Raw genomic sequence first — 26,966 nt, 5'->3', positions numbered from 1 at the left:
GATTGGAACAATTTGTGCTATTGTAGTCTAGGAAAAAGTCCTTTCCCACTTTAGGCTCAAGCCACACTTGTTTCCCACTTACCGAGTATTTTTATGATTACCGTAGCACTTCCCAAAGGTGGACTGTTAGCAGATAGCATTCGATTGTTTAAATCTGTTGGATTAGACTTCAGTGCTTTTTTGGATTCATCTAACCGCCAGCTTCAAATTTATGACCCAACCGGAACTGCAAAAGCTTTGCTAGTCAGAACCCATGATGTGCCGGTTTATGTGGAATATGGTCAAGCGGATTTGGGGATTTCCGGCTATGATGTTTTGCGGGAAAAACAGCCAAAAGTTGCCAGCTTAATTGATTTAAAATTTGGTGAATGTCGGCTATCTGTCGCCGTGAAAAAATCTAGTTCTTACCGCAGAAGTGTGGACTTGCCTCCTCATGGTAGAGTTGCTTCTAAGTTCGTCAACTGTGCTAGGGAATATTTTCATAATTTGAATTTGCCTGTGGAAATTGTGCCGCTTTACGGTTCTGTGGAATTGGGACCGATTACGGGAATGTCGGAGGCAATTGTGGATTTGGTGGCGACGGGCAAAACTTTACAGGAAAATGGTTTGGTTGAGATTGATGTTTTGTTTCACAGTACGGCTTATTTAATTGGTCATCCTTTGAGTTACCGTTTGAATTCCGGTGGTGTGAATGAGGTGATTGGCAAAATGAGAGAGCAAGTTTTGGCTGCGGTTTGATAAATTATATCAATTCCCGTTTCATCAGAATTAATATTACCCGAAATTAGGACACTCAAGCGTGCCCATAGGTGCCAACTTAAGGCTGAAACTATTGATAAATGTCGCTTTTAGGCGAATTCTAGATCCCCCCTAAATCCCCCTTAAGAAGGGGGACTTTGAGAAGAATCTTGTCCCCCCCTTCTTAAGGGGGGTTAGGGGGGATCTAAGTTTAATGGTCAAACAAGCCATCTTTGACTGGGTTTGAGCTTAAGTTGACACCTATGGGCAGTGCCGTTTCCCTACAATTAATCGCGGTAGGGACACGGCACTGCCGTGTCCTCTATAATGCCGTGTCCTCTATAATGCCGTGTCCTCTATATCATTCCGATGCCACCGGAATTGATATGAACCAAACTCAAAAAACAGAATACCCCGAACCCGGACTTATTTAAGAATTCCGGGTTTTAGAAGCTGGTACTAAACCCAGTTTTTGTTGACATCTTTCTATGTAAAGATTCACCACTGTATCCACAGGGTTTTGGGCTGCTAGTTGCTGGAAATATCCCAAAGCGGCGACATATTTTCCCGCTTGCCACCCTTGAATTCCTTTGTTAAATAGTGCCTTGGTAAGCTGTTTTACCTCACAGTCAGGACTGGAAGAACTCCAAACTTCATAGATGTCAATAGCTTGCTGTTTTCCCCGTGGCGTTACTCTATCTATCCAGCGATAATAATAATTTGTACTGGGCAACTGGCTGTCCATGACTGTTGTCTGAGAACTAGCAAGAATGCTCTCCTGAGCTTTTCCTTCCAATTCGCACTTTAATAGAATATGTTCCTGGGAATCTGAGTGAGAATTGATGGTGTTGACAAATTCTCTGGCATGGAGGATGGCTGTTTCGCTAACAATAATTGTGCAGCCGTATATTTTAGTGAAGTTTTCTAAGCGAGAAGCTGTATTAACAACATCGCCAATCACCGTAGAATCCATGCGGCGATCCGAACCTAAAGTGCCAATCATGCCAATACCTGTATGAATTCCTGTACCGATATTGACGGGAGATGATAAATTGTATTTGTGGCGATCGGCATTAAATTCTTGCAAACTTTTTTGGATGGCTACGGAGGCCTCGATCGCATCTCTAGCGTGAGAAATTGGCCGATCGAAAACTGCCATAATTGCATCGCCTAGGTATTTGTCAATAAAACCTCCGTGGGAACTAATGCAATCACTCATTTTAGTAAATAAAGCATTCAGCCATTCAAATGTTTCGCGTGCTTCTTGAGATTCGGCGATCGCCGTAAAGCCGCGAATGTCGCAAAATAAAATTGTCAACTCTTCTTCTGTGACATTGCCTAACTGAATAGATTCTACTCCTTGAGGGGCAATTCGTTCCAGCAACTGCTCCGGTACAAATAGGTGAAATTTTTCGGAAAGATACTCGTTAGCCTCCCAAGCAGCGGCGATTTGGCGTTTGCTTTGCTCTTTTACCTGCTGGTTGAATTCAGAAGAGACTACTTGCGATCGCATTTGGCTCAACTGCAAAACACTCTCTACTTTGGCCAACAACAAGCGACTGTTAAAAGGTTTGGTTAAATAATCATCTGCCATCATTTCTAGCCCTTTGATCCTAGAGGTATCGTCATCAAGGGCTGTTAAAAAAATTATGGGTACTGTTTGCAAAGTCGGATCTTTCCGCAGGCGATCGCACACATCAAAGCCGTTGAGTTCCGGCATCATAATATCCAGTAAAATCAACTCAGGTCGATGGACTCTCGCCTGGGAGAGTGCTTCGTTGCCAGATACTGCGGAAGAAGTAGTGTATCCTTTGAACTGCAACAATTCTTCGAGTAAAATCAGATTAGCTGGCTCATCATCAACCAACAGAATATAGGGCGACTTATTTGACATTGAATATGATTGGTAGAGTGTGTCACCGATCGGCAAGACTGATGCCCCTGAAATCTATAAAAATAGCTGAGCTAGTTTCCCTAGCATTCAACTTGAACGTCCATCAGGACTTAGGCAATTGTCAATATTTCTCTACTATTGAGTCTAGCCTTTCCCGTAATAAATTGTAATATTTTTTAACTAAGAAAAGAACGGACTGTAGCGATCGCCAAATTCAGATCCAGCGGCTTGCTCAAATAATCACAAGCTCCAGCTTCCAAACAGCGATCGCGATCCCCCGGCATCGCCATTGCAGTTACCGCAATCATCGGCACAGACTTCCACACAGGATCTGCCTTAACTCGTCGCATCAACTCAAAGCCATCAACACCCGGTAACTGAATATCCATCAAAATCAAATCCGGCAGTAACTCCGGGGCGTTAATCGCCACCGCCATCCGATCGAGCATCCCCGAACCATCAGCAATCATCTCTACTCCATAGCCCTCCAATTCCAGCACCTCAGAAATCAACATTTGGTTCAAAGGCTGGTCTTCGACAACCAAAATCCGCTTGCTACCGATGGGTAAAGGCATCGCAGAGGCAGAGCTAAAACCGGAGTCTAGGGAAGAAGCCACAGATGTTGCCAACTCTTGACGCATCTCCGTCAAAGGTAGCCAAACGCGGAACTGACTCCCCCGATCGCAACTAGACTGAAAAGAAACAGTCCCCCCGTGCAATTCTGCCAGTCGTTTAGTCAAAGCCAAACCCAAACCAGTACCTTCGTGGCGCTTAGTCAGAGAAGAATCCACCTGTTGAAAAGGTCGAAATAGCAAGTGCCAGCGGTCTTCAGGAATGCCGATACCGGAGTCTTTGACCTCAAAACAAAAATAAGGTGTGCTGGCATTTACAGGAGAACAATCAGGGCGATAATCGCCGTTAATTTCATTACCGTAGGCCAAACGCCCGCTGAGTTTCACTTTCCCCTGCTCTGGGGTAAATTTGACGGCATTGGAAAGTAAATTAATCACAATTTGTCGCACTCGCCGTTCGTCGAGCAAAACCTTAGTAATGCGGTAGTCGAGTTCCAAAGACAAAGCGATGCGTTTTTTGTCAGCCCGTGGCTGAATCATTTTCAGACAGTCAGTCGCCAGTTCGTGAACGCGCACGGGCTGTAAATTGAGTTCTGTTTTGCCCGCTTCAATTTTAGAAAGATCGAGAATATCGTTGATGAGCTGCAATAAATGCTGGCCGCTTTTTTCGATCAATTCTACATACTGGACTTGTCGGTTGCTCAACTGTCCGGCTGTTTGCCGCAGTAGCAAGTCAGAAAAGCCGAGAATGCTGTTGAGAGGTGTCCGCAATTCGTGGGACATTGATGCCAGAAACTCGGATTTCAACTGAGAAGAATATTCTAATTGTTGATTAACTTGGCGCAAGTCTTCTTGTGCCTGGGCCCGCTCGATGGCGGCTCCCAGGGTCCGACAAGCAGCTTCGAGTACGTCTTGGTGGAGTGGGGTTTGTAGTTTTTTGACGTTGCGGGACTCCAGGGTTAGTACGCCGATAATTGTACCGTCGGTGGCTGCGATCGGGAAAATGCCCAATTGACCGATTCCCGGATGTCGAAATTGCGGCACTGCATTGGGATGTTTGGCATAATCCTCCACAAACAAAGGTTTACCAGTTGCTACTACTTCCCACAACAAACCGGTGCCGTAGGGAATACCTTTGTCGAGGAGTTCTTGCATACCTGCGGCTACTGGTTCCCCGTAACTAGCCAGAAATTGAGTGGAAACTTGGTTAGAAATCGCGGCGGCTTGTCGTTCGTTTCCCTTGCCGCTAATCACCTTCACATCTCCGAAGGCTGCATTCATTGCTTCTACCAGATAGTTGAGAGCAAATCGACCGATTTCTTGCAAACTTTTTGAGTTTTGCAGTCGTTCAGTTAAACCTAGGAGAAATGTCAAGCGTCTGACTTCGGCGTTTAAGCTAGCTTGAGAGTTGTGGTATATGGTAACGTCTCTAAATGTAAATAGCCGTCCGCCGCTGTGGGTGATAGTCGCACATACTTCTAAACAAACCCCATTGGATTGCTGGAAATAAAATGATAAATTTTCATCTACAGTTTTTTCTAGTGCTTGCTGAAACTGTTCCCATTGCTGAATTGACCAGTAACCCCGATCGACTATTTCGGCAAACAGCAGGTATGACTTGGGCTTGGTTGCCAGCCATTCTGGGGCGATTCCCCAGGTATTGGCCAATTTTGGGTTAAACAAAACTAAGCTGTCAGAGGAGTCGAACAGAGCGATCGCATTGTCTACTTGGTCGAGAATCAGTTCTTGGTCTGCCCTCAACTGCTGCAAGTCTCTCTCCATTTTTTCTGTGTTGGTAGCTCTTAGTTTTGTCGTCATGATTTTTTAATTATGTGGCAAAAAGTATTTTAAAATTATTTATTTAATTTGACATACTTTGATGATTTTTGACAGTGAGGGCGATCGATCTAGTTTGTGATCTTAGACACTGGCTTTGATTGATTAAATATCCACCACCAACCCAAATAATAACCCGGTTTTTTCGGGAAACCGGGTCGTTCAGCGTGCTTTTTTTTACTTAAACATTCATCCACATTCAGAGCGATCGCACTTAATGTTTCTGAGGCTTTTTCGGAAAAGGAATGCCTAAATTTTCATGAAAAACAAGTTGAGTTTTATACGTCAAGCGGCGGTTAACTTGTTTGATAATTGTTTCCAGAATTCCTTGACCGGTTTTTTTAATTAAGGATTCGGACATCGATCGAATAAATTTCGGAAAGGAAACTCCCACAGCTAAATCCAGGTTCCACCCAGCAATGGTAATCAGAGGCGGTAATTGAGAGCGATCGGCACCTTGCCAATTTTTGGCAAACTCCTCAGCAGATACTTCCACCAAATTCATAGCGGAGCAAAAATTAACTTCATATCCCGGTGGCGTATAATTCGGAATCGGAATTGTTTTAATCAAATAGCAGCCTCGCGCATCAGGCGGTAGTAACTCTAAACCAATTCTCGCTTCCACGCGGTAGCCGAAAGCACCAAAACGCCCGATTAATAAATCATAGCCATTTTCTCCGATCGGCTCAACCTTCATTGGCAAAGCACACTGAGAAAACCAACTCTTATGGTTGTTCAAATGCTGCGCCACCGTAGCAGCATCAGCATACATCTCCATGCTGTCTTCAAAATGTGTACTAAACCAAATCAGCTCTGCTTCCTCGGCGACATCTGCACCTCCACTCGACGGTAGCTGGAAACTCCCTTCTGGGTAGCAAATTTCCTCAGAAGTCTCAACGGTTGGATATTCAGCGGAATCCTGCTTCATGGTTTGCTCTCCTGTTATAGACGATGCCGATCGATCGGGGGGATGTGGCAAGTTCGGAAACTCCCTACAATTAATAAATTGATAGTTGCTCATAGCAACAAAATTGACCCTTGTTCAGCATAACTCGACTTATGAAAGCATTTGTAGCAGGAGCCACAGGTCAAACAGGCCGCCGAATTGTCACAGAATTGGTAAAGCGCGGGATTCCGGTACGTGCTCTAGTCCGTAATTTAGAGACAGCTAGGCAAATTTTACCCCCGGAAGCTGAGTTAGTCACGGGAGATGTATTAAATGCAACTTCTCTTGCCGATGCCATCGGTGATAGTACGGTATTGCTGTGCGCCACGGGTGCAGCCCCTGGTTTTGACCCCACATTGCCCTATCGGGTGGATTTTGAGGGAACCAAAAATTTGGTGGATGCAGCTAAGGCTAAGGGAATAGAGCATTTTGTGCTGGTGACATCTCTGTGCGTCTCAAACTTTTTTCACCCCCTGAATTTGTTTTGGCTGATTCTGGTGTGGAAAAAGCAAGCTGAGGATTATTTGCAAAAAAGTGGCTTGACTTTTACCATTGTCCGACCGGGTGGTCTCAAAAATGAGGATAATTCTGATGCGATCGTCATGGAGTCAGCGGACAAACTATCAGATGGTAGCATTCCCCGCACTAAGGTAGCTCAAGTATGCGTGGAAGCCCTATTTGAGCCGGCTTCTCGCAATAAGCTAGTGGAGATTGTGGCGAAGTCGGAGGCTCCCGAAAAGAGTTTCGAGCAGTTATTTGCCAGTGTGATGTAAAACGAGTTGGCGATCGGAGTCCTGATTTATTAAAGCAGTCGGGACTCTGGTGTGCTGAGGGGGAGGAGTCGATGGTTATTTAATTTAAATTACTCTCATCTGGGCAAAAAAGTAGATTTAAAATGATATAAAACTTCAAATTCCAGCAACTTTCCATATTTAGATAGATGTTGTATTTTGAATTATTTGTTTACCTTGAATATAGATAGTTATTAATAAAAATGCTGTGATTTATCCCACTCCCGATCCGTTTCCAGGGCCGCAGATTCCCAGTACCGAACCTGGGCTACCGACTATACCGGCATCGCCACCAGTACCCGGTTCCCCCCTTCCCGATCTCATTCCAGGGATCATACCGCAGCCGGTACCTGCGCCAATTCCGCAGACAATTCCCGAACCGGTGCCGGAAACAGTACCCTCGCCGATTCCCCAAACAGTACCCGGCCCAATTCCTCAGACAATCCCTGAACCTGTTTAAATTATGTTTTAGTCGATCGCCAGATGCCAGACTGTTTGTGAGGTTGATATTCACATATTTATACAAGCTTAGCTGTAGAAGCGATCGCAGACAAGTCAAATATATTGGTATTGCTTATGATATTTTGAAACAGTGATACGTTTCTAAATAGCCATGCTTACCGCCGGAATTGTCGGACTGCCTAATGTTGGCAAATCTACTTTGTTTAATGCCCTGGTTGCTAATGCCAAGGCGACTGCTGCTAATTTTCCTTTCTGTACGATCGAGCCAAATACGGGTGTCGTGGCAGTACCAGACGAACGGTTGAAGGTGCTGAGCGATATTTGCAATTCCGCGCAAACAGTGCCGACGCGGATGGAGTTTGTGGATATTGCAGGTTTGGTGAAGGGGGCGAGTCAGGGGGAAGGATTGGGAAATCAATTTTTGTCTCATATTCGGGCTGTAGATGCGATCGCCCATGTTGTCCGCTGTTTTGACAATGATGATATCATTCACGTTGCGGGTTCTGTCGATCCGATCCGAGATATTGACATTATCAACCTCGAATTAATTCTAGCAGATTTAGCTCAAATTGAACGCAGGCTCGATCGCACTCGCAAACAAGCCCGCAGCAACAAAGAAGCTCAAGCAGAAGTAGACATCCTCGAAAAATTAGTCGTGGTTTTGAATGCCGGGAAACCAGCGCGGCAGTACAGTTTCACCCAGGAGGAAGCTGAATTAGTTAAAGGTTTGGAATTACTGACAAACAAACCAATTATCTATGCAGCCAACGTATCTGAGGATGATTTGGCCACAGGAAATAGCTATGTCGAACAAGTGCGAGAAATAGCAGCAGCAGAAAATGCTAAGGTTGTGATAGTTTCGGCGCAAGTTGAGTCAGAATTGGTGGAATTATCCGAGGAAGAACGTACAGATTTCCTCGAATCTCTGGGGGTAAAAGAAGGTGGCTTAAAATCTCTGATTCGAGCTACTTACGAATTGTTAGGTTTGCGGACTTATTTTACTAGCGGGCCAAAGGAAACTCGTGCTTGGACGATTATCGCCGGAATGTTGGCACCGCAAGCTGCGGGAGTGATTCACTCCGATTTTGAACGGGGCTTTATCCGGGCTGAAACTGTGGCCTATCAAGATTTAGTTACCACGGGTGGGATGAATGCGGCTAAGGAAAAAGGCCTGGTTCGCAGTGAAGGTAAAGAGTATGTTGTACAAGAGGGGGATGTGCTGTTGTTCCGATTTAATGTTTAGATTGTTTAAGGAGATTGGCACATGAATATTGTTTCGTTGGCAATTGCTTGGTTGGTAACATCGGTGAGCTTTTTTATTATTTCCAAGTTGCCAATTGGGGTGGATATTGACACTTTTGGAAAAGCGATGATTTCGGCGGCGGTTTTTGGATTGCTGAATGTTCTAGTTCAACCGTTAGTGACTGGCTTAACCTTACCATTAATCTGGCTGACATTCGGTTTGTTTATGGTTGTTGTCAACGCCATTATCTTTGGATTGGCAGCTTGGCTAGTAGATGGATTCCGCTTACGACATGGTATTTGGAGTGCTTTAATTGGGGCTATGGCTCTTGGTTTTGTCAACTCTTTTCTCTTTAAGATATTGGGACCAATGCTTAATAGGTAATTACAAGTAAGTTAGGGGGAATTTATTTATCACTGGTTTCTAGGCAGAGCCTAGGAATCAGTCCCCATAGGCTCTGTCTCTTTTTTATAGCAGAAAAATTGGAGGCAGAGCCTCCAGATATGTGTTATTAGGCAGAGCCTAGTAACGAGTATAACAACATATTTATTAGCTAATTATCAGGCTCAAAACCCTCTCTATTCCTCCTATTTTCAACTGGCCAATCTGCATTCTCACCGCCTATAATTAGCTCTTCTACCGTCACAAATTCTTTGCTAAGTTGCTGGAAAACATTAATCAAAACATCGAGGGCGATCGCATCGCTAGTCCCCAAATCAAACCAACAACGAGCCCAAACTCCCTCGTACTCAATCTCTCCCATATTGTGCATCAAAGCCATCATGCTCCCATCGGCAAGATTAACATCGTAATCCATATCATTGATATCTAACCCCTCATCTTGCACTTGCAGGTTTTCTGCATTAAATCCTCCGAGTTTTCCCAAGAAAAACCAAGAATCAAACACCTCTTCAACGTACTGTTTTTCACCATTGGAAGGCACATTGCTGAACTTCAGCCAAATCCACAAGTCAAAGGGATTAAATTCGCGAAACTGTACTTTCATAATTTTTTGGTGTTTTTATAATGGTGGTAAGGCCGCCGGCCCCCAGATACCGTCTGCATCTCGAATTTTATCGCGCATTGGGTCGCAGTCACGAGTTTTATTGTCGAGACGGTTGCGGGTTCTGCACTGCTGAAAGAAAATTTCTGCAACTAAACTTCTCGGTAATTGATCGGATTTTGCCAAGGAAGCATCGAAGTTTTTGCGAGCTTCTTCTAGTAAAGTTTTATTATATTCTTTGCCATCTTTACTCTTTGCCTGAGTAAATAAAATTTGGGCTTTTAGATAAAGAATTTCGGGATTTTGGGGTGTTTCTGCCAGTGCTTTGTTGGCAAATTCTAGGGCTGAGTCGTATTTCTTTAGGTCTCGATAGCCTACGGACATTCCCCGATAGGCTAAGTAGCGGGGAGAGGCTTTTTGTTCTAGTCTTTGAATAGCGTCGCTGGCGTTGGAAAATGGCAGGTTGGTGGCTAGCATTAAATCCATGTAGCCTTTGATTAAGTTTAGTTCTGGGTCGTTGGGAGCTATTTTTTCGGCGGCATCTAGATATTGAAATACGACTCGCAGTTTGTTGAGTGCTTGGGGTGCGCCTTTGGCTGTTCCTTCTTTGGCTATGACATTTGCTCCTTCTAGAAAGTGACCTGCTGCTGTGTAAATGTTGCCGCGTAGGGGATTTTTTTTAGTCAATTGTTCGCCGATTTCACGGGTTTTTTGCGCGTAGGAATTCATCGAGTTTAAGTCTTGCTCGATGTAGGATAATGAGGCTGCCATTGCATAGGCTAGTGGCTCGTTTGGTTCGGAGGATAGTGCTTGTTGAACTTGAGATTTTGCTGTTTTGTAGTTTCCTTGCTGAAACATTGTTTTGAAGGCGGTTTCGGTTTTGGGTCCGATCGCCTGTGGGTTACTTCCGCGAAAGGGATCGCCCGCTAATGCTGAGTTGATGCAGATGCTCAGGGCGATCGCCATACTCGCCATCGTCCCCACTGTCTGTTTATTTCTGCTAATTTGTTTGCCAAGGGACGCTAAAATGGTTTTCATCATCGTCAATTCTCTGAAGGCAATAAATTTTCACTGGGAATCGGAAATTAGTCATTAGTCATTAGTCATCGGTCATTAGTTGAGAGTAGGTCAAGAAAGAGTAGGGATAAAAGATGAATCAGATTACAATTCCTGTGCTACCGGAAATGAATCAGTTGTGGCAGGAATCCCTGAATTGGGTTCCGAATGACTCACAACAGCAACATTTTCAGCGACTTTACCAATTAATTCTTGAGGGTAATCGCTCTTTAAATTTAACTCGAATTACTGAGCCGATCGAGTTTTGGGAAAAACAGTTGAAATTTCAGACTTCGGGGCCGCGACTCAAAAAATGATAGGATGGTCTTGATTTTTGCGGGCTATTGCCCTATAATTTAATAATGGGAATATAAGCATTTCTAAAAAAATTGCACATACTTCCATTATTAAAATATACCATAAAGCAATTTGAAAATCAAGCACCCAAGTTCAAAAAAAACGGCCTATTTTTGTAAAGATTTATGTAAAATTTAGGTAAAATCATGGTGGGCGATCGGCACAAGCGAAAAAAGCCTTACCTATCAATAACACAACCAGGAGTCCGCCGATTCACAAATAACTATTTTTCTTTTTTCTGACCGATGACCGATGACCGATGACCGATGACCGATGACCAATAACAACAGCCGTTAATGCTATATCTAAAAAACCTAGTCTATCATCCTACAGCCTGTCCGAATCCTATTCTCAAAAACATCAATTTAGAACTGCCATCCCAGCAAATGGGGCTGATAGTCGGCCGCAGCGGTTCAGGCAAAAGTACCTTCTTAGAAATATTAGCAGGTTTAGCAGAAAAAACTAGCGGTGACATCCGCTGGCGCGAACAAGAATTAACTCCCGAACACTTGCAACAGTTAGGAGGTTTAGTATTTCAATTTCCCGAAAGACATTTTTGCGGAGGCACAATTTTAGAAGAATTGCGCTTGGGACACCCAGAATTGGGACAAGAACAAATCAACAAAGCCATGGGTGAAGTGGGACTCGGACATTTGCCACTGAGCACTTCTCCCCATGCTTTGAGTGGAGGACAACAGCGACGGGTGGCGCTGGCGGTACAGCTAATTCGCCAGCCGCATTTGCTGCTTTTGGACGAACCGACGGCGGGTTTGGATTGGTCGATGCGCCGACAGTTGGTAAGCTTGTTGAGTAATTTAAAAAATCACTGGACATTGTTGATTGTTACTCATGATGCTAGCGATTTATTGAGTGTTGCAGATAAATTTTGGACTTTAGAACGCGGGGATTTGCAGGAAGTCGATCGGGCTAAATTAGAAGCTAAAGAAACGAGCTTTGTTAGTCATTAGTCATTAGTTAGTAGTCATCAGTCATCAGTCATTAGTCATTAGTCATTAGTCATTAGTCATTAGTCATCGGTCATTAGTTGAGAGTAGGTCAAGAAAAAGTAGGGATAAAAGATGAATCAGATTAAAATGCCTGTGCTACCGGAAATGAATGAGTTGTGGCTGGAATCCCTGAATTGGGTGCCCAATGACTCACAACAGCAACATTTTCAACGACTTTACCAATTAATTCTTGAGGGTAATCGCTCTTTAAATTTAACTAGAATTACTGAGCAGATCGAGTTTTGGGAAAAACATTTGTGGGATTCTTTGCGGGGCATTGCGAAGCTGCTACCAGTTAATGATAATTTAGGGGAAATTCGCGAATTTCCCCCACAGTCGCTGCTCAAAGCCATCGATATCGGGACTGGGGGAGGTTTTCCAGGGTTGCCTGTGGCGATCGCACTTCCCACTTTATCAGTTACTTTGCTTGATTCTACCCGCAAAAAAATTGATTTTCTGGACACAGTTTTACCATCATTAGCAGTAAAAAATGCTGCGACTTTGTTGGGTAGATCCGATGAAGTTTGGCGGCAACCACCTCACAAAGCAGCTTACAATCTGGCGTTTCTGCGAGCAGTGGGAGCCGCCTCTGTTTGTGGTAAATATGCCCTGCCTTTCCTGAAAAATGGCGGTTTAGCTGTGCTTTATCGAGGTAATTGGACGGTGGAAGAAGAGACAGAGTTGCAAAGTGCGATCGAACCTTTAGGCGGCACAGTTGAGTCAGTCGAAGCATTCACAACTCCCGTGAGTCATAGTGTGCGACACTGCGTTTATTTGCGGAAACTTGTATAAGTTTGTAGTGAGGACTTCAGTCCTATAGCAATCCTAAATCATTTGTGAATTTCTTACTCCCTCCCCTTAATAAGGGGAGGGTTGGGGTGGGGTAAAAAACTTTACGACTCCTGCAAGGATTGCTATAGCAATCCTAAATCATTTGTGAATTTCTTACTCCCTCCCCTTAATAAGGGGAGGGTTGGGGTGGGGTAAAAAACTTTACGACTCCTGCAAGGATTGCTATATATCTTGTTTGTGTTAGTGAAGCAGGACTAAAGTCATTACTACAAACAATATTAACCGATCGCCTTTTCGTAACGCTTGCTAATCTCTGTCCAATTCACAACATTCCACCAAGCTTTGAGATAATCAGCGCGCAAGTTTTGGTATTTGAGATAATAAGCGTGTTCCCAAACATCATTACCCATAATTGGATAATTTCCATCCATTAAAGGAGAGTCTTGATTCGGAGTAGTTGCAATCTCAAGTTTGCCAGCTTTAGTGCGGACTAACCACACCCAACCACTACCAAAACGTTTAGTTCCCGCGTCGTTAAATTTGGCTTTAAAATCGTCCGCAGTGCCGAAACTTTGCTTAATTGCTGTTGCTAAACTACCTGTGGGCTCGCCACCGCCTTTGGGACTCATGATTTCCCAAAACATACTGTGATTTAGGTGTCCGCCACCATTGTTACGAACTACTGTGCGAATATCTTCGGGTACTTTACTCAAATCCCTGAGCATATTTTCCACACTCATGTTTTTGAGTTGCGGATACTTGCTAACAGCATCGTTGAGGTTTTTAACATAAGCTGCGTGATGTTTATCATGATGGAATTGCATTGTCCGCCCATCGATGTGCGGTTCTAAGGCATTGTATTCGTAGGGGAGAGGTGGCAGTGTAAAAGGCCCCGGAGTTTGAGCTATCTTGGTTGCTTCGGCAATTGGACTTGCTTGGGATACATTATTTCCTGACGCTCGATCAGCACCTGCGGTAAGAGCTCCGACGCTAGCAGTCAGTAAATACAAGAAATCTCGACGTTTCAGACTCATATACAGTACCTAAGTGAATTATTAACTGTTTAAACCATATTACACTATCCGCCAATTCCCGACTTATTCAATAAGTAGGAAATCTCCAAAAATAGCCTGGTTTTTTGATACTATTCTATTTTAAAGAACAGGCAAGATGCCTGTTCTACCAAGAGTCTATGATTGCCAGTTGGTAAGTTATGAGTGCTTGAAAATCTCGCGGACTACAGGTTTGCCATCTTTAATTTCACCAACCAAAACTAAATCCGTGCAGTTAACAAACAAGCCATTTTCCAACACGCCGGGAATGTTATTTAAAGTTTTTTCAAGTTCGACAGGGTTTTCTAGGTTGTCGAATTGGACATCAATTACCATGTTACCTTGGTCGGTAATTACTGGGCCTGCTTTTCTGATTCCCATGCGGAGTTCTGGTTTTCCTCCCAGTTTTTCAATGGCGCGGGTGACAGGGGCGATCGCCATCGGTATCACTTCGATTGGGACTCGAAAAGTCGAACCCAATTTCTCTACCATTTTAGAACTGTCAACTACTACAATAAACTGAGCTGCGAGGCAATCGACAACTTTTTCGCGAGTGTGGGCTGCGCCACCACCTTTAATTAAGTTTAGGTGCGGATCGACTTCATCCGCACCGTCAATCGCCACATCTATTCTGTCAATTTCATCCAGGGTTGTCAGCGGGACTCCGTATTGTTTGGCTAACACTTCTGATTGAAAAGATGTTGGCACTCCTTTGATATCTTGGAGTTGACCTGATTTGATGCGATCGCCCAAGGCCTGAATGGTATAAGCTGTAGTTGACCCCGTGCCCAGTCCGACAATCATTCCTGACTGTACGCGATCGGCAGCAGCAAACCCTACTTGCTGTTTCATCAATTTTACGGGGTCTTGTTCTGTGGTCATGTTCAATAATCCTGAATAGTTTTAAAATTATAGCACTGATGGATTTAATGAACCGCAGAGAGCGCAGAGAACACAGAGAGGAAGAGGAAGAGATGAAACTAGGAAGTTCTCTGGGATAAGTTTTATATCATTGGGGAACTTATCTATTTCTTCTCTATTTCTTCTCTGCGCCCTCTGCGGCCTCTGTGGTTTAATAAAAAAAATCTCGTTCACAAAGCGATGGATAATTGCCCTATCCATAGTGTACTTGGTGGGTGCAATCCCGATCGCGGGTAAAATGGCTGAATAGTATTAGTATCAAAACTGTAACAGTGGTAGAACAAATGATTGCGGAATCGTTAGTGAACTTAGAAGCAGCTCAAACTTATTTCCAAAAGGCAAATCGGCTGAAAGACACAGGTAGGCTTGATGAGGCGATCGCACATTATCATAAATCTCTAGAGTTCAATGGGGAAGATGCAGAAGTTTACAAAACCTTGGCGGAAGTTTATGCTTTGCAAGGGGAATTTGAAAAGGCGATCGACTCCTGCCATCTCGCCGTTAAATTCAACCCTAGTTTTGCTCCCGCTTACTTGACAAGGGGCAATGCTTTACATAGTCAAAACAAGCTGGAAATGGCAATTGAAGCTTATTTACAAGCCTTAAAAATTCAGCCTGAATTTGCAGAAGCTAGTGCTAATTTGGGCAGTATGTATTACAAATTAGGACAATTATATGAGGCTGAAAAATATTACCAAACAGCTATTGCTATTAATCCAAAATTGTGTTCAGTACGTTTGATGCTTGGTAGCGTTCTCCACTATCAAGGCAAGTTAGATGCAGCCATTGCTTGTTATCAAAAAGTCCTGGAAATGCAACCGGAAGATGCCAGCACAGCAGAGAAAATATCTGATTTACTTAAACAAAAAGAGCAGGAAAATACCCCTAGCAAATTTATTGAATTAGAATCAGAATCTGATACACAACAAGCGGTAACTGTCAACAAAGATGAAGGCTATGGTTTACAGCCTTCTAGTATCAATTTGCCGCCATCAGAAACTACTAATAATTTAAATACTTCTTTCACAAATCCAGCGGAAGTTTCTGAACAAGTTTCTCAAGTGAATGTTCCAAATAACGAGGAGTTTCCAAGTTTTAAAGAAGTTGAACATTACAAAAATCTGGCAGAAGATTGTTTGGTAAAAGGCAAAGTTCCCGAAGCGATCGCAGCGTGTCATTTGGCTATCAAAACTAGACCTGATTATATTCATGCTTACGTCACTTTAGGCAATGCTCTGCAAGCTATAGGCAAAATTGAAGCAGCAATTCGCTCCTATTCTCAAGCCTTAGAATTGCGACCAAATTTTGCTGAAGTCCGCGCCAATATTGGCAGTATGTATTTTAAAATGGACCGCTTAGAAGAGGCGATCGCCCATTACGAAGCAGCCATTGTCCTCAGTCCCAATTTAGCCGGCGCTCACTGGAATTTAGGTAAAGTATATCACAAATATGGCAACATCGAAGCCGCGATCGCCTGTTTTCAGAGAACATCCGAACTGAATCCCCAGCTAGTCGGTGCAGACTTCCACTTTAACTTAGCTAACCGACTTTTTACTCAAGGCAAGCGCGATGAAGCTATTGAAAGCTATTTAAAGGCGATCGCCATTAAGCCAGATTGGGCAGAAGCCTATGCTAACATCGGCAGTGCGCGATCGCAACAAGGCAATATCGATGCAGCCATCACTTATTATCAAAAAGCTTTAGAATTAAAGCCAGAATTAGAAGTTCTACACTCCAACCTTGCCAATTCATTTTTGCAGCAAGGAAAGTACGAATTAGCAGTTACCAGTTATCAAAATGCCCTCAAAATCAAGCCAGACTGGGCAGATGTTCACGCTAATTTAGGCAACGCTTTATCTATGTTAGGCAAACTGGAAGAAGCCCAAGCCAGCTATCAAGAAGCCCTGGTATTCAAACCAAATTGGGCAGAAGTTTACTGTCGGATGGGACACATTCAGAAACAGGATAAGCCCTTGGAGGCGATCGCCAATTTTGAAAAGGCGATCGAATTCAACCCCAAATTCAGCGAAGCCCACCAACAATTGTGCGACTTACTAAGCCATTCCACCAACCTAGCAGGAGCTCGCAGAGTCGCCGATAACTATTGCGAACACTGTGGCGAACAAGTACCAGTTATGTCAGCCACAGCCTACGTTTTCTCCTATCTGCAATCAGGGGTGAGCAAACAGGCAATTCAAAAACTAGAAGAAATCGAAGCACTCTCCTACGAAAAAATCGAAACCTTTACCAATATAGAACTAAAACTGCTCTACGAAATCTTCTTATTTGCCGTCTCTCACCTCCGAGATAATCGCGAGAAAAATGCCAGCTTTTACCGATTAGTTGCCAAGGAATACTACAAAAAAGTCCTTCCTCCACGGCAATCAATCGACAGAATCAAACCAGTCCTTTACCAAACAAACCAAAAACCTTTAAGAATCGGCTTCCTCTCAAAACACTTCCGTCGTCACTCCGTCGGCTGGTGCAGCGAAGCTTTAATTCGGGAATTAAGCCGCATCACTCCCCACGTTCACCTCTACGTCACCGGCAAACTTAACAAAGATGAAGTAACCCAGCGATTTGAAGACATGGCGGGCAAATTTTACTGGCCCAAAAAGTATCCAAATGGTTTTGCAGATGGTGGCGAAATTCTCGCAGAAGTGCGGCAAGACGATTTGGATGTATTAATCGATTTAGACTCGATGACAGTACCAACAAATGTAGAAGTGTTACACCAGTATCCCGCTGGCATATGTGTTTCCTGGCTAGGATTTGATGCGCCTTATATCTCAGACAATCACTATTTTCTGTGCGACGAACACACTCACCCAGCCGGTGTTGAAAAACATTACTTAGAACAGTTAGTGAGATTGCCTAGTTGTTCCGTAGCAATTGGGGCATTACAAAGCATTTCAGTGGATCGAGAAGCGATTAGAACTTCCCTCGGTATTGGGTTCGATCAAATGACTTATCTCTGCGTTGCGCCAGGGAGAAAAACTAATCCTGAAATGGTGCGCGCTCAAGTTAAAATTCTCAAAGAAGTTCCTGATAGTTTGCTAATCCGTAAAGGTCAAGGCGATCCTGAAGTAATTCACAGCACTTACCGCGAAGAATGCGATATTCAAGGAGTAGATTTTACTCGAATTAAGTTTGTTGGGCAAACCAAGACTGAAGAAGAACACCGCGCCATTTATTATGTGGCTGACGTGCTTTTAGATTCCTATCCTTATAATGGTGGTACTCATAATTTGGAGGCTTTGTGGGCGAATTTGCCAGTGGTAACTAGATCCGGCGACCAATATCTTTCGCGGATGGGTTATGCTTTTCTCAAAAGTGCAAATCTTGATGTGGGTGCGGCTTGGAGTTGGGAAGAATACACGCAGTGGGGAGTTAAGTTTGGGCGAGATGCTAGTTTCCGAAATGCGGTGAAACAACACTTGATTAAATCTAAACAGCCAGAACATCTTGCACCTCTGTGGAATCCTCAAAAGTTGGCAAGGGAAATGTATGAAGTGTTTCAACAACTGTTAACTAAATAAGTCATGCTTTGTAGTGATAACTTTAGTGTTCTATGCAAGCTGTTAGCTAATCCAGGACTAAAGTTATCGACTACTGATTAATCCCTACTCGATCGCGCCCCCTAGACTTAGCTTCATAAAGCGCTTTATCCGCCGCTTCTATCAGCATTTTAGGTGAGTTTTTACCTTCGGAAATGCTCGCAACTCCCAAGCTCAGAGTCACGCAATCGCTGACAACGGACTTGATGTGGGGAATAGCTAAAGCTTTAACACGGCTGCGGATTGCTTCAGCAACTGTCCGCGCCCTAACCAGGTCTGTATTTGGCAAAATTACCCCAAATTCTTCGCCACCATATCTAGCAGGCAAATAAAGCTGTTCTGGAGATACTTCTGCACAAGTATTTGCGATCGCCCGTGCCACTTGTTGCAAACAAGCATCCCCCGCTTGATGCCCGTAATTGTCGTTGTAAAGTTTAAAACAGTCAATGTCGCACATAATCAAAGATAGTGGCTGGGAACTACTACATTGCTCCCATTCTCTGTTCAAAACTTCGTCAAAGCGACGACGATTTCCTAGTTGAGTTAGACTGTCCAAATTCACCAAGCCATCTAATCTTTGATTAGCTACTGCTAACTGCTGGTAAAGTAAAGATTGTTCGATCGCGATCGCCAATTGAGTAGCCAACTGACTCAGTAAATCCATATCAAACTGTTGCCACCTGCGAGGTCCAGAACAGTGGTGGGCTATCAACAAACCCCACAATTTCGGTACAGAACAAGAAGCGTTACCTTCCCTAGATTCTATACCCTGCTGTAGGATAGGCACCACCAAATTCGCCTTCACCTGACACTCCGTCAAAAAATTAACATGACACTCATCCAAACCCGCAGCTTGAATATCCTCAACAGCTCGAATTCTGCCTTTCAAATACTGTCCGATATAAGAATTTGCAAAACAACAATCATCAAGAACCTTCCCCAAAAGTGGTATCCAATCTTCCCCAACTGACTCCACCACCACATCTCCATTCCAATCAGGTCGGAAGCGGAAAACGATCGCTCTATCGGTTGCTAAAAACTCCCGCACTTCCGCTACCGTAGTATTTAGGATATCTTGGAGGTCTAGGGAAGAACGGATACGCGATTGAATCTGCGTGATTAGGCGTTCCCGTTCTACCTGCTGTCGCAGGGCGATTTGAGCTTGCTTGCTTTCTGTAATATCTCTACCTTCCGGTAATAGCAATACGACTTGACCAGTTTCATCGGTTACTGGTTTCAGAGAAAAATCTATAGTTGCCGTCCGATTTATACCTTTAAATTCCACTTCATAGCGGACTAATTCACCTTGTGCAGAGCGAGAAATTGCTTGTTTTAACTGTTCTTGAATTTCCTGAAGCCCCGCCCACCAAGGTCCTTCCCAAAATGGAAGATTAGCTACATCCCGGAGATTAATTCCTGCAAAATCTAGAGAAGTTTGGTTAGCTTCTAACAAAGTACCATCCGGTTTCAAAAGGCTCACAAATTGGAACGAAGAATCAAAAATTGCCCGAAAACGTCTTTGGCTATCTCCCAACATTGCCGTCACCTTAGAACGAGAGGTAATATCACGGAAGCGCCACACCCTGCCAATAATATTGTGTCCCACTCTAATGGGCTGAGTATAGCGTTCAAAAGTGCGACCATCCTTAAATTCTAGAATGTCGCAGATTTCAGCTTCAGCATGGTTATAAATTTCTTGAATTCGGCAGATAAAAGCTTTGGGGTCTTTAACTTGTTGAGTAAGAAATTCCAAGCGCATTCTGCGATCCATTGAATTTTTAATTTCTTCGGTAATTCCCCACATTTTGACTAAGTTTTCATTAAAACTAATCATTTCTCCCGCTGTAGTGACAGCCAAAATACCATCGGCTGTTGCTTCCAAAGTCGCGTGCAAAATAGAACGAGACCTCTCTAATTCTGCTTCTAGTAATTTATTTTCCGTCAGGTCTCGCACGGCTTTAACCTGAAGTAATCGACCTTCATATAATACGAATTTGCTCCGCACTTCAGCAGGAAAAGTTGTCCCGTCTCGCTTGATAAAAACTGTTTCGCAGATTGTATTGCTGGCTGCCGAAATCATTTGTGGTGCTTGTTTATAAGATTGTGGCGACAGCAGTTCCAACAAACTCATCCCCGCCATTTCCTGCGGTTTGTAACCGAATAACTCCCCAAAAATTTTGCTGACATTCAAAATTGTATCCCGGTCTGCCACGGCAACCGCTTCAAAATAAGCTTCACATTCTAGCAAGTGATCTGTGGCGGTTTTACGGCTAATTTGTTCTGGGAAACTATCACTTTTTATTAATTGTTGAAGCTGCATATTTGCTGAGTACAAAGCAGTCATTGCTTGCCTGTACATCCCCGTGCGTTTTTCAACTCTTTCTTTCAATCTATCCCGCGATTCTCGCAGTCTTATTTCTAGTTGCTTTAACTCCGTAATATCTACTGAAAAAACTATCACACCTGCTACTTTACCTGCGCTGTCTAGGTAAGGTATTTTGTCTGTGCGTACCCAGCATTTTTGACCTGAGACAGTGGGCAGTTGGTGAATTTTGCCTAATCGGGGAACGCCGGAATTAATTACTTGTAAGTCTTCTAAATAATATTGCTCTGCTTCGTCGGGATATATTTCATAAAAGGATTTACCTTCTAATTGCTCTGGAGGCAAACCTTTAGAGGCTGCTGCCACTTTATTAATTCGCAGCAAATGACTTTCGGTATCTTTGTACCAAATCAAGGCTGGTATGGAATCCAGAATAATTTGCTGTTCTTGCTGCTGCTGTCGGATTTCTGCCTCTATTTGTTCTTTTTTAACTATTTGTTCTGCCATTTTTTGATTGGCTTTACTCAGTTCTTCTGTGCGTTTTTCTACTCGTGATTCTAGTTTGTCATAAAAATCAGTCAGCAAGTTTTGCTGCTGTTCCCGTCGCGTTAATTCGAGTTTCTGTCTTTCGCTGAGTGACAAACTTGTGGAGACAAAATCTGCTAATATTTGGGTGATATACTGTTCGTTTTCCGTCCACTCACTGTCACAAGCAGCACGTTCAATATTCACAATTCCTACCATTTTACCCGAAAACATAATTGGTACGTTTAATAGGGAAGTAATACCTCGATCGGACAAATAAAGACCCGCAAGTTCTCGCGTTCTGGGGTCGTTGGTTGCCGCCGCCACTGCGATCGTACTTTCGGATTTCAACGCTCGAAAATAAGCCGGACAGTCTGCTGCTGTGACAATTATTTGTACGAAATGAAGTTTGGTATTTTGTTCGTAAAGGTCCAGACAGTGAAGCTGGCTACGGTCTTCGCTGTACAGCCAAATGCTGGCTCGATCGCATTGTACAACATTCACAGCCGTTTCCGTGATTTCTCGGATAAATTCTTCTATATTTTTCCTTTCAGCAGCTTGACTTTTGGCTAATTTGGCGATCGCCTCAGTTTGATTTCGCCAAATTTGCTGAGCTTTTTCCTCTGGTGTTAAATATGTTGGTAATGTAATTTCTTCGCAAACTAGCAATACGCTCGGCAGTTGGAAAGTTTCAAAGGAATTGTTATTGTTTTTGACTATTTCCCAGGCTGGTTCCGCCATAGTTAATGCGGTTGCTTTTACCCAGATTCTCCTGCCATCTTTACAAGTCAATCTGCATTCCCAAGCCTTCATTTTTTGGCTATAACCACTATCTTCTGGCTGTACGAATTCGGCAAACTCTCCCTGCAATTTACCTTGATTTTCGCTTTCAAATATGTTAAAGATTGAATGAGAAACTAATTCCTGGGCGTTGTAACCCAGGCGAGACGCACCGAATTGATTGAGCAAAAATACTCTTCCCAAAGCGTCGAGAACGAAGTAAATACCCGGGAAATTATCGTAAAGAGTACGATACCAATTGCGTTCAATTTCTCGACTGCACGAAATTTTAGCTGTTCCGAGTTCGTTCCCCGTGCAGATGGCATGAGAATTGCTTGTTTCTGGGTTAATTGAATGGTTATTGTTAGCAAACACTTTTAAATTAACTCAATTGTAATTAAATTTACTGACTCGGGTTAAACTTTTTTATGTAACAAAGTCAAACCTATTTTTACAATAAAGCTGCTTAACTGTAACAAATTTACAACTCTGTCCCTGGGGACGTTTGCGATTCCCAATCCTAGTCCTGTGTTAGTTTACGCTCATCAAAGGTTTTAAATATATATGATAACACTGAAATATCTATTGTTGGGATTAACCTACCTGGGTTTTGGGTTAGGGTATGTACCGGGTTTACGGATGAACCGGGCTGCGATCGCTATTGTTGGGTCAGGTTTTATGGTGGCTTTAGGCGTAGTTAATCTCAAAACCGCCTGGGAGGCGATCGACCCAAGTACCATCGTTTTTTTACTCGGAATGATGATTATTAATTCTACCTTGGGAGCATCCGGCTTTTTTCAACTAGCATTAGAGTTTTTGACTCGCTTTACTCGTTCTCCTTTCGGTATTTTAGTCGCTATTACTTTTGGTAACAGATACCCAAGCTTGGTTATTATTAGCCGCGACTTCTACCCTAGCTGGAAATTTAACATTATTAGGTTCGGTTGCTAATTTAATTGTCGCTGAAATTGCCACAAAATCAGGTAATAATTTGACTTTTCAGGAACACTTGCGCTTCGGACTCCCACTAACTTTGGTTACTTTGGCGATTGCTTATTTTTGGCTCTACTAAACTTATTTGTTGTCACCATATGCGATCGAAAAACTGGCTATTTTCCAAGGGGATATTTGGAAACCCTTCCCATCCTCTGATTTCTCTGGTAAAGTTGTCGGTTGTTCTAACAAGTCCACTGACTGACTAATCGCCAAACTCAAATCGCTCTCTAATTCTAACCGAGCCTCTTTACCCTGGGATTCATAACACCGTAAAATCCACAAGTTAGCATGGTCTTCCGACTGTTTGAAAGCCATCAAAACTAAGTTTTCTGCTGATAAATCGAGGAATTTACCTACAGTCGGCAAAGTCCGGTGGTGATTTTCCTCTAACTTTGGAAATACCTTAACTAATAGTGGCAAATTCAATTCATATCCCTGTTGTACAGTACCAGCATTTTGCCAATTTCCGCGGTGAGGATAAACTCCACAAGTAAATTCATGAATGCCGATATCAGCTTGTTCATCGGGCCAAGTCGAACTCCTGAGTAATGTTAGACGAATTTGATTGGGTTGAAGGTCGCAACCATATTTACAATCATTCAGTATGCTGACTCCAAAATCATCATTACTGATATCTGTCCACCGTAATATCGGCACTTCCCATTTGGCTTTTTCCGCCGCAGTCTGCGGTTTAGTTGTGCGCTCGATCGCACCTCCGGGAATTTCGCACGTTGCCAAATCTGCTTCTACATTTAACCCAAAGGCTGCTTTTACTAAAACCTGCTTTTCTTGCCAATCTACCACTGTTTTAATTTTCAGCACTGGCGAACCAATTTCTACTATATAATCTTGGTAAAACTCCGATTTACCAATTTGTCTGACTACACGCAAACTCTGCCGTATTTCTCCCTGGGAGATCCAGGTAATATCTTTCAGTATCGGCGCTGCTAATGGATGTTTTGCATAATTTGGATCGATGTTCCAAGCGTCCCAATATTGACCGCTATCTTGAAATGATTGCAGTTGATTGCCTCCAGATTCATTCAGGACTTCCCTATGATTTAGTTTATCCCAAATACTCGATAAATTTCCAGTTTCGCTGTCTACTTTTACTCTGATAAATTCATTTTCTAGCAGCATTATTGGGGGGATAAAAGGAGTTTCTTGACAACTAGCCTCGTTTCGTGTCATGGTAGTTATAGGATAACCTAACCATGTCTTGTCGTGATTGTCTGGTAAGGGTGACGAAGTTTCAAGGGTTTCAGCAGCTTCGGGACAGAGCCAAAACACCCGGTAGCCGACTGGGGGGAGATTATTTGCCAAAAATAACAGTGTAGATTGTGGTTGTAGTCGATCGCACGGTTGAATTTGCGTAGTCAGCCGTTGTCCTGACAAGTCGTAAATCGCCCAAGTGGTAGCAGCGGAATCAGGAAGGGACAAAGAGACAACTTCCGAACGCGACCAATTGAGGGAGTTAAAGATTAAAATCGGTTGAGCATCAGGTTTGGGTGGAGAAGGCAGAGAAATTTGACTGGCGATCGCATCCAAAGATGTTAGCACAATTGAACGACAAGTGCGATCGACCTCAGCCCATCCTAGATTAGCATCAGTATAAACTTGGGCGATCGAAGAACCAGGTAAAATATCATGAAACTGGTTAAATAAAACTTTTTTCCAGGCTATTTCTAATTCAGACTTCGGATAAATCGCACCCGCGCAAATCGTGGCGAGGGAAGACAGCAACTCAGCTTGGTAAAGCAATTCTTCACAGCGGCGATTGTAACGCTTTTGATCCGCGTGAGTTGTGTAACAACCTCGGTGGAATTCCAGGTAAAGTTCATCTTTCCACAGGGGAAGAAGAGGAAGCATCGAAACATCAGCTTGAGACGGGGAAGTTTCACCCAAATTAGCAGATTCAACCACAGCCGAATTACCAATTTCACCCTGTTTCAAAATTGCCGAATTGTCTCCCATCGAAACAGCGACTGGAAACTCGGAAGTTTCACCCAAATTAGCAGATTCAACCGCAGCCGAATTGTCTCCCATCGAAACAGCGACTGGAAACTCGGAAGTTTCACCCAAATTAGCAGATTCAACCGCAGCCGAATTGTCTCCCATCGAAACAGCGACTGGAAACTCGGAAGTTTCACCCAAATTAGCAGATTCAACCGCAGCCGAATTACCAATTTCAGACTGTTTCAAAATCGGCTGATTTTCCGCCATCGAAACATCAGCTTGAGACGGGGAAGTTTCACCCAAATTAGCAGATTCAACCGCAGCCGAATTGTCTCGCATTGAAACATCAGCTTGAGACTGGGAAATTTCACCCAACTTAACAGATTCAGCCACAGACAAATTACCTAATTCAGCCTGTTTCCCAATCGGCTGATTTTCCCCAATCGAAACATCAGCTTGAGACTGGGAAACTACCGGCGAAAACTGACTCTCAATCAACGCCAAATAATCCACCGCCTTCACAAACTCCAACCTCGGAAAAAAAGGCGACAATTCCCAGCGTTTCGCAACCTCCAACATATCACGAGTCGGGCCACCACCGTGGTCGCCAACTCCCGGTAGCCAAACAGCAGATTGCAAACCCGTTTTAATTTGCCAATCAAAAAGATGATTCGCCATTTTCACAGATTCGATGTTTTCACCGATCGGACCCGACATCATGCTAAATATCTTAGTACCATCCAAACCTTCCCACCAAAATGCACCGTAAGGAAACTCAGTTGTATCATTCCAACGCAACTTTTGCGTCACAAAATAATCAACTCCACCATCGCGCAAAATCTGAGGTAATTGCCATCCAAAACCAAAAGTATCCGGTAGCCAAACTACCCGCATTAACTCCCCGAACTTTTCTTGAGCATAACGCTGTCCATAAACAACTTGTCTCACCATTGATTCAGCCGAAATCAAGTTTAAATCTGGTTCCACCCACATCCCACCAACAACTTCCCAAAGTCCAGCAACTACCTGTTTTTTAATCTCAGCAAATAAATCAGGCCGATGCTCTTCTATCCAAGCATAAAGTGCAGGAGTTGAATGACAGAAAATTAAACTAGGAAACTCCGATTGTAACTTCAATGCTGACTCAAAAGTCCGTTGGGCCACTTCCCAAGTTTCCGCAACAGGCCATAACCAAGCCAAGTCCAAATGAGCATGACCAACTAAATAAATTTTACCTTTATATATAGAAGATTTTCCCCTACATTCTCCTATATATATAGATGTACTCTCATCACTTTCTGCCCTCCCAAAAACCCTCTCTCTTCCACCTCCCTCTGCGCCCTCTGCGCCCTCTGCGGTTTCAACCTTTAAACCATCCTGAAAACCTCCCAAAAATCCCAGTAAATTTTGCCGTAAACTAGAGAGCGAACGATCGAACTTTTGTCGATCGCCCACCACAGACCAATCAATCAAACCCACCGCCAATTCCACTTGAGATTTTAGCGTTTCCCCCTTGACAACCAACCCACCATGGACTATATTTCTAGTGGGGGAGTATTGGGAATTTAAATTTGAGAAATTACCAGACAGGGAATTTTGCAAAATCTCCAATTCATCAGCCACAAAACCAGGGTCAAAACAAACAGAATCAGCAGCTTCATACACACAAACTGACTTCACCAAAGCACCCGAATCGTGACCAGGACTCACCAACCGCAAAATTACTAAAAATTCATCTCCCACAAGGACAGAAGGACTTAGCAAAAGTCGCACCGCACAATCAAATAAATCTCCGACTCCAACTAACTCCCCATTCACAAAAATCTGAACATGGTCGGCCCACCAAGTCAAGCTCAACAGCAAACGCAACCCCGTCACAGGATAGGCTGACAAATTGGGAGGAACTACAAATTTTTGTCCCAAATAAAAAACTTGTTTACCAGAGGGCCAAGCAATATGTCCTTTATGGTTAAGTTCGGCAACAGGCCAGTTACAAATATTTACGCCCTTGACAACAGCCAAGTCTGAGTCGTAGTACCTCCAGCCAGACTGCGCATCCCATAGTGTGAGGCGACGCAACCTTTCGACAACTTCAGAAATATTATTGCTAGCAGATGACACAGAAGCACTCATATTTCGCTAAGATTGAGAATTAGACA

The 26,966-nt window shown here is 43.5% G+C and carries 19 protein-coding genes; 10 read left to right on the top strand and 9 right to left on the bottom strand.

The window, feature by feature from the left end; all coding sequences use genetic code 11:
- The first annotated feature begins 93 nt into the window (after nucleotides 1–93).
- Entirely contained in the window at nucleotides 94–738 is a 645-nt protein-coding gene (gene hisG / locus P2A85_RS05395) for an ATP phosphoribosyltransferase (RefSeq protein WP_377477959.1), read from the top strand.
- Nucleotides 739–1,168: 430 nt separating this feature from the next.
- Here the strand turns inward: hisG and P2A85_RS05390 are convergent, their stop codons facing one another.
- The 3 genes from P2A85_RS05390 to P2A85_RS05380 form a co-directional block, all read right to left on the bottom strand.
- Entirely contained in the window at nucleotides 1,169–2,632 is a 1,464-nt protein-coding gene (locus tag P2A85_RS05390; RefSeq protein ID WP_377477957.1) for a response regulator, read from the bottom strand.
- A gap of 176 nt (nucleotides 2,633–2,808) precedes the next feature.
- Entirely contained in the window at nucleotides 2,809–5,022 is a 2,214-nt protein-coding gene (locus tag P2A85_RS05385) for an ATP-binding protein (RefSeq protein ID WP_377477956.1), read from the bottom strand.
- A 232-nt stretch (nucleotides 5,023–5,254) separates the two neighbouring features.
- A complete protein-coding gene (locus P2A85_RS05380) occupies nucleotides 5,255–6,061 on the bottom strand; it encodes a DUF1997 domain-containing protein (protein WP_377477954.1) in 807 nt (268 codons plus the stop codon).
- A 38-nt stretch (nucleotides 6,062–6,099) separates the two neighbouring features.
- Between P2A85_RS05380 and P2A85_RS05375 the strand changes: the two genes are divergently transcribed.
- The 4 genes from P2A85_RS05375 (at nucleotide 6,100) to P2A85_RS05360 (ending at nucleotide 8,866) form a co-directional block, all read left to right on the top strand.
- Nucleotides 6,100–6,759: an NAD(P)H-binding protein gene (locus tag P2A85_RS05375; protein ID WP_377477952.1), complete on the top strand. Its 660-nt coding sequence runs from the start codon at nucleotides 6,100–6,102 to the stop codon at nucleotides 6,757–6,759.
- Between the two features lie 226 nt (nucleotides 6,760–6,985).
- Entirely contained in the window at nucleotides 6,986–7,237 is a 252-nt protein-coding gene (locus P2A85_RS05370; protein ID WP_377477950.1) for a gamma-aminobutyric acid A receptor, epsilon-like protein, read from the top strand.
- A gap of 153 nt (nucleotides 7,238–7,390) precedes the next feature.
- Nucleotides 7,391–8,482 carry a redox-regulated ATPase YchF gene (gene ychF, locus P2A85_RS05365; protein WP_377477948.1) on the top strand — a complete coding sequence of 364 codons (1,092 nt, stop codon included), beginning with the start codon at nucleotides 7,391–7,393 and terminating at the stop codon, nucleotides 8,480–8,482.
- Between the two features lie 21 nt (nucleotides 8,483–8,503).
- Nucleotides 8,504–8,866 carry a phage holin family protein gene (locus P2A85_RS05360; RefSeq protein ID WP_341735741.1) on the top strand — a complete coding sequence of 121 codons (363 nt, stop codon included), beginning with the start codon at nucleotides 8,504–8,506 and terminating at the stop codon, nucleotides 8,864–8,866.
- 169 nt (nucleotides 8,867–9,035) lie between these two features.
- Here the strand turns inward: P2A85_RS05360 and P2A85_RS05355 are convergent, their stop codons facing one another.
- Both P2A85_RS05355 and P2A85_RS05350 read right to left on the bottom strand, forming a co-directional pair.
- Nucleotides 9,036–9,488, bottom strand: a complete 453-nt coding sequence (locus P2A85_RS05355; RefSeq protein WP_377477947.1) for a DUF3531 family protein — start codon at nucleotides 9,486–9,488, stop codon at nucleotides 9,036–9,038.
- Between the two features lie 15 nt (nucleotides 9,489–9,503).
- Nucleotides 9,504–10,526, bottom strand: coding sequence for a Sll0314/Alr1548 family TPR repeat-containing protein (locus P2A85_RS05350; protein WP_377477945.1), 1,023 nt, complete (start codon nucleotides 10,524–10,526; stop codon nucleotides 9,504–9,506).
- A 110-nt stretch (nucleotides 10,527–10,636) separates the two neighbouring features.
- Here P2A85_RS05350 and P2A85_RS05345 point away from each other — a divergent pair, with 110 nt between their 5' ends.
- From P2A85_RS05345 to rsmG, 3 genes are all read left to right on the top strand, one after another.
- Nucleotides 10,637–10,858 (top strand): hypothetical protein, encoded by a 222-nt coding sequence (locus P2A85_RS05345; RefSeq protein ID WP_377477944.1) that lies wholly within the window; start codon nucleotides 10,637–10,639, stop codon nucleotides 10,856–10,858.
- A 336-nt stretch (nucleotides 10,859–11,194) separates the two neighbouring features.
- Nucleotides 11,195–11,866 carry an ABC transporter ATP-binding protein gene (locus P2A85_RS05340; RefSeq protein WP_377477943.1) on the top strand — a complete coding sequence of 224 codons (672 nt, stop codon included), beginning with the start codon at nucleotides 11,195–11,197 and terminating at the stop codon, nucleotides 11,864–11,866.
- A 111-nt stretch (nucleotides 11,867–11,977) separates the two neighbouring features.
- Nucleotides 11,978–12,697, top strand: a complete 720-nt coding sequence (rsmG, locus tag P2A85_RS05335) for a 16S rRNA (guanine(527)-N(7))-methyltransferase RsmG (RefSeq protein ID WP_377477942.1) — start codon at nucleotides 11,978–11,980, stop codon at nucleotides 12,695–12,697.
- A 278-nt stretch (nucleotides 12,698–12,975) separates the two neighbouring features.
- On the opposite strand, the gene P2A85_RS05330 is transcribed toward rsmG, so the two are convergent.
- On the bottom strand, nucleotides 12,976–13,731 hold the full coding sequence (locus P2A85_RS05330) for a Fe-Mn family superoxide dismutase (RefSeq protein WP_371117804.1): 756 nt from the start codon (nucleotides 13,729–13,731) through the stop codon (nucleotides 12,976–12,978).
- A gap of 177 nt (nucleotides 13,732–13,908) precedes the next feature.
- Nucleotides 13,909–14,631 (bottom strand): ribose-5-phosphate isomerase RpiA, encoded by a 723-nt coding sequence (rpiA, locus tag P2A85_RS05325; protein WP_377477941.1) that lies wholly within the window; start codon nucleotides 14,629–14,631, stop codon nucleotides 13,909–13,911.
- Between the two features lie 311 nt (nucleotides 14,632–14,942).
- Here rpiA and P2A85_RS05320 point away from each other — a divergent pair, with 311 nt between their 5' ends.
- A complete protein-coding gene (locus tag P2A85_RS05320) occupies nucleotides 14,943–18,209 on the top strand; it encodes a tetratricopeptide repeat protein (protein WP_377477940.1) in 3,267 nt (1,088 codons plus the stop codon).
- A gap of 70 nt (nucleotides 18,210–18,279) precedes the next feature.
- Here P2A85_RS05320 and P2A85_RS05315 read toward each other — a convergent pair whose 3' ends face one another.
- Nucleotides 18,280–22,230: a PAS domain S-box protein gene (locus P2A85_RS05315; RefSeq protein WP_377477939.1), complete on the bottom strand. Its 3,951-nt coding sequence runs from the start codon at nucleotides 22,228–22,230 to the stop codon at nucleotides 18,280–18,282.
- 189 nt (nucleotides 22,231–22,419) lie between these two features.
- Between P2A85_RS05315 and P2A85_RS05310 the strand changes: the two genes are divergently transcribed.
- Entirely contained in the window at nucleotides 22,420–22,806 is a 387-nt protein-coding gene (locus P2A85_RS05310; protein ID WP_377477937.1) for an SLC13 family permease, read from the top strand.
- A gap of 123 nt (nucleotides 22,807–22,929) precedes the next feature.
- Here the strand turns inward: P2A85_RS05310 and P2A85_RS05305 are convergent, their stop codons facing one another.
- Entirely contained in the window at nucleotides 22,930–26,940 is a 4,011-nt protein-coding gene (locus tag P2A85_RS05305) for an alpha-mannosidase (protein WP_377477936.1), read from the bottom strand.
- Nucleotides 26,941–26,966 lie beyond the last annotated feature (26 nt).

Source organism: Microcoleus anatoxicus, from assembly GCF_042465725.1.
Classification (GTDB): domain Bacteria; phylum Cyanobacteriota; class Cyanobacteriia; order Cyanobacteriales; family Microcoleaceae; genus Microcoleus; species Microcoleus anatoxicus.
Note: the sequence above shows the minus strand (reverse complement) of the source record. Positions and strands in the feature narration are given on the sequence as shown.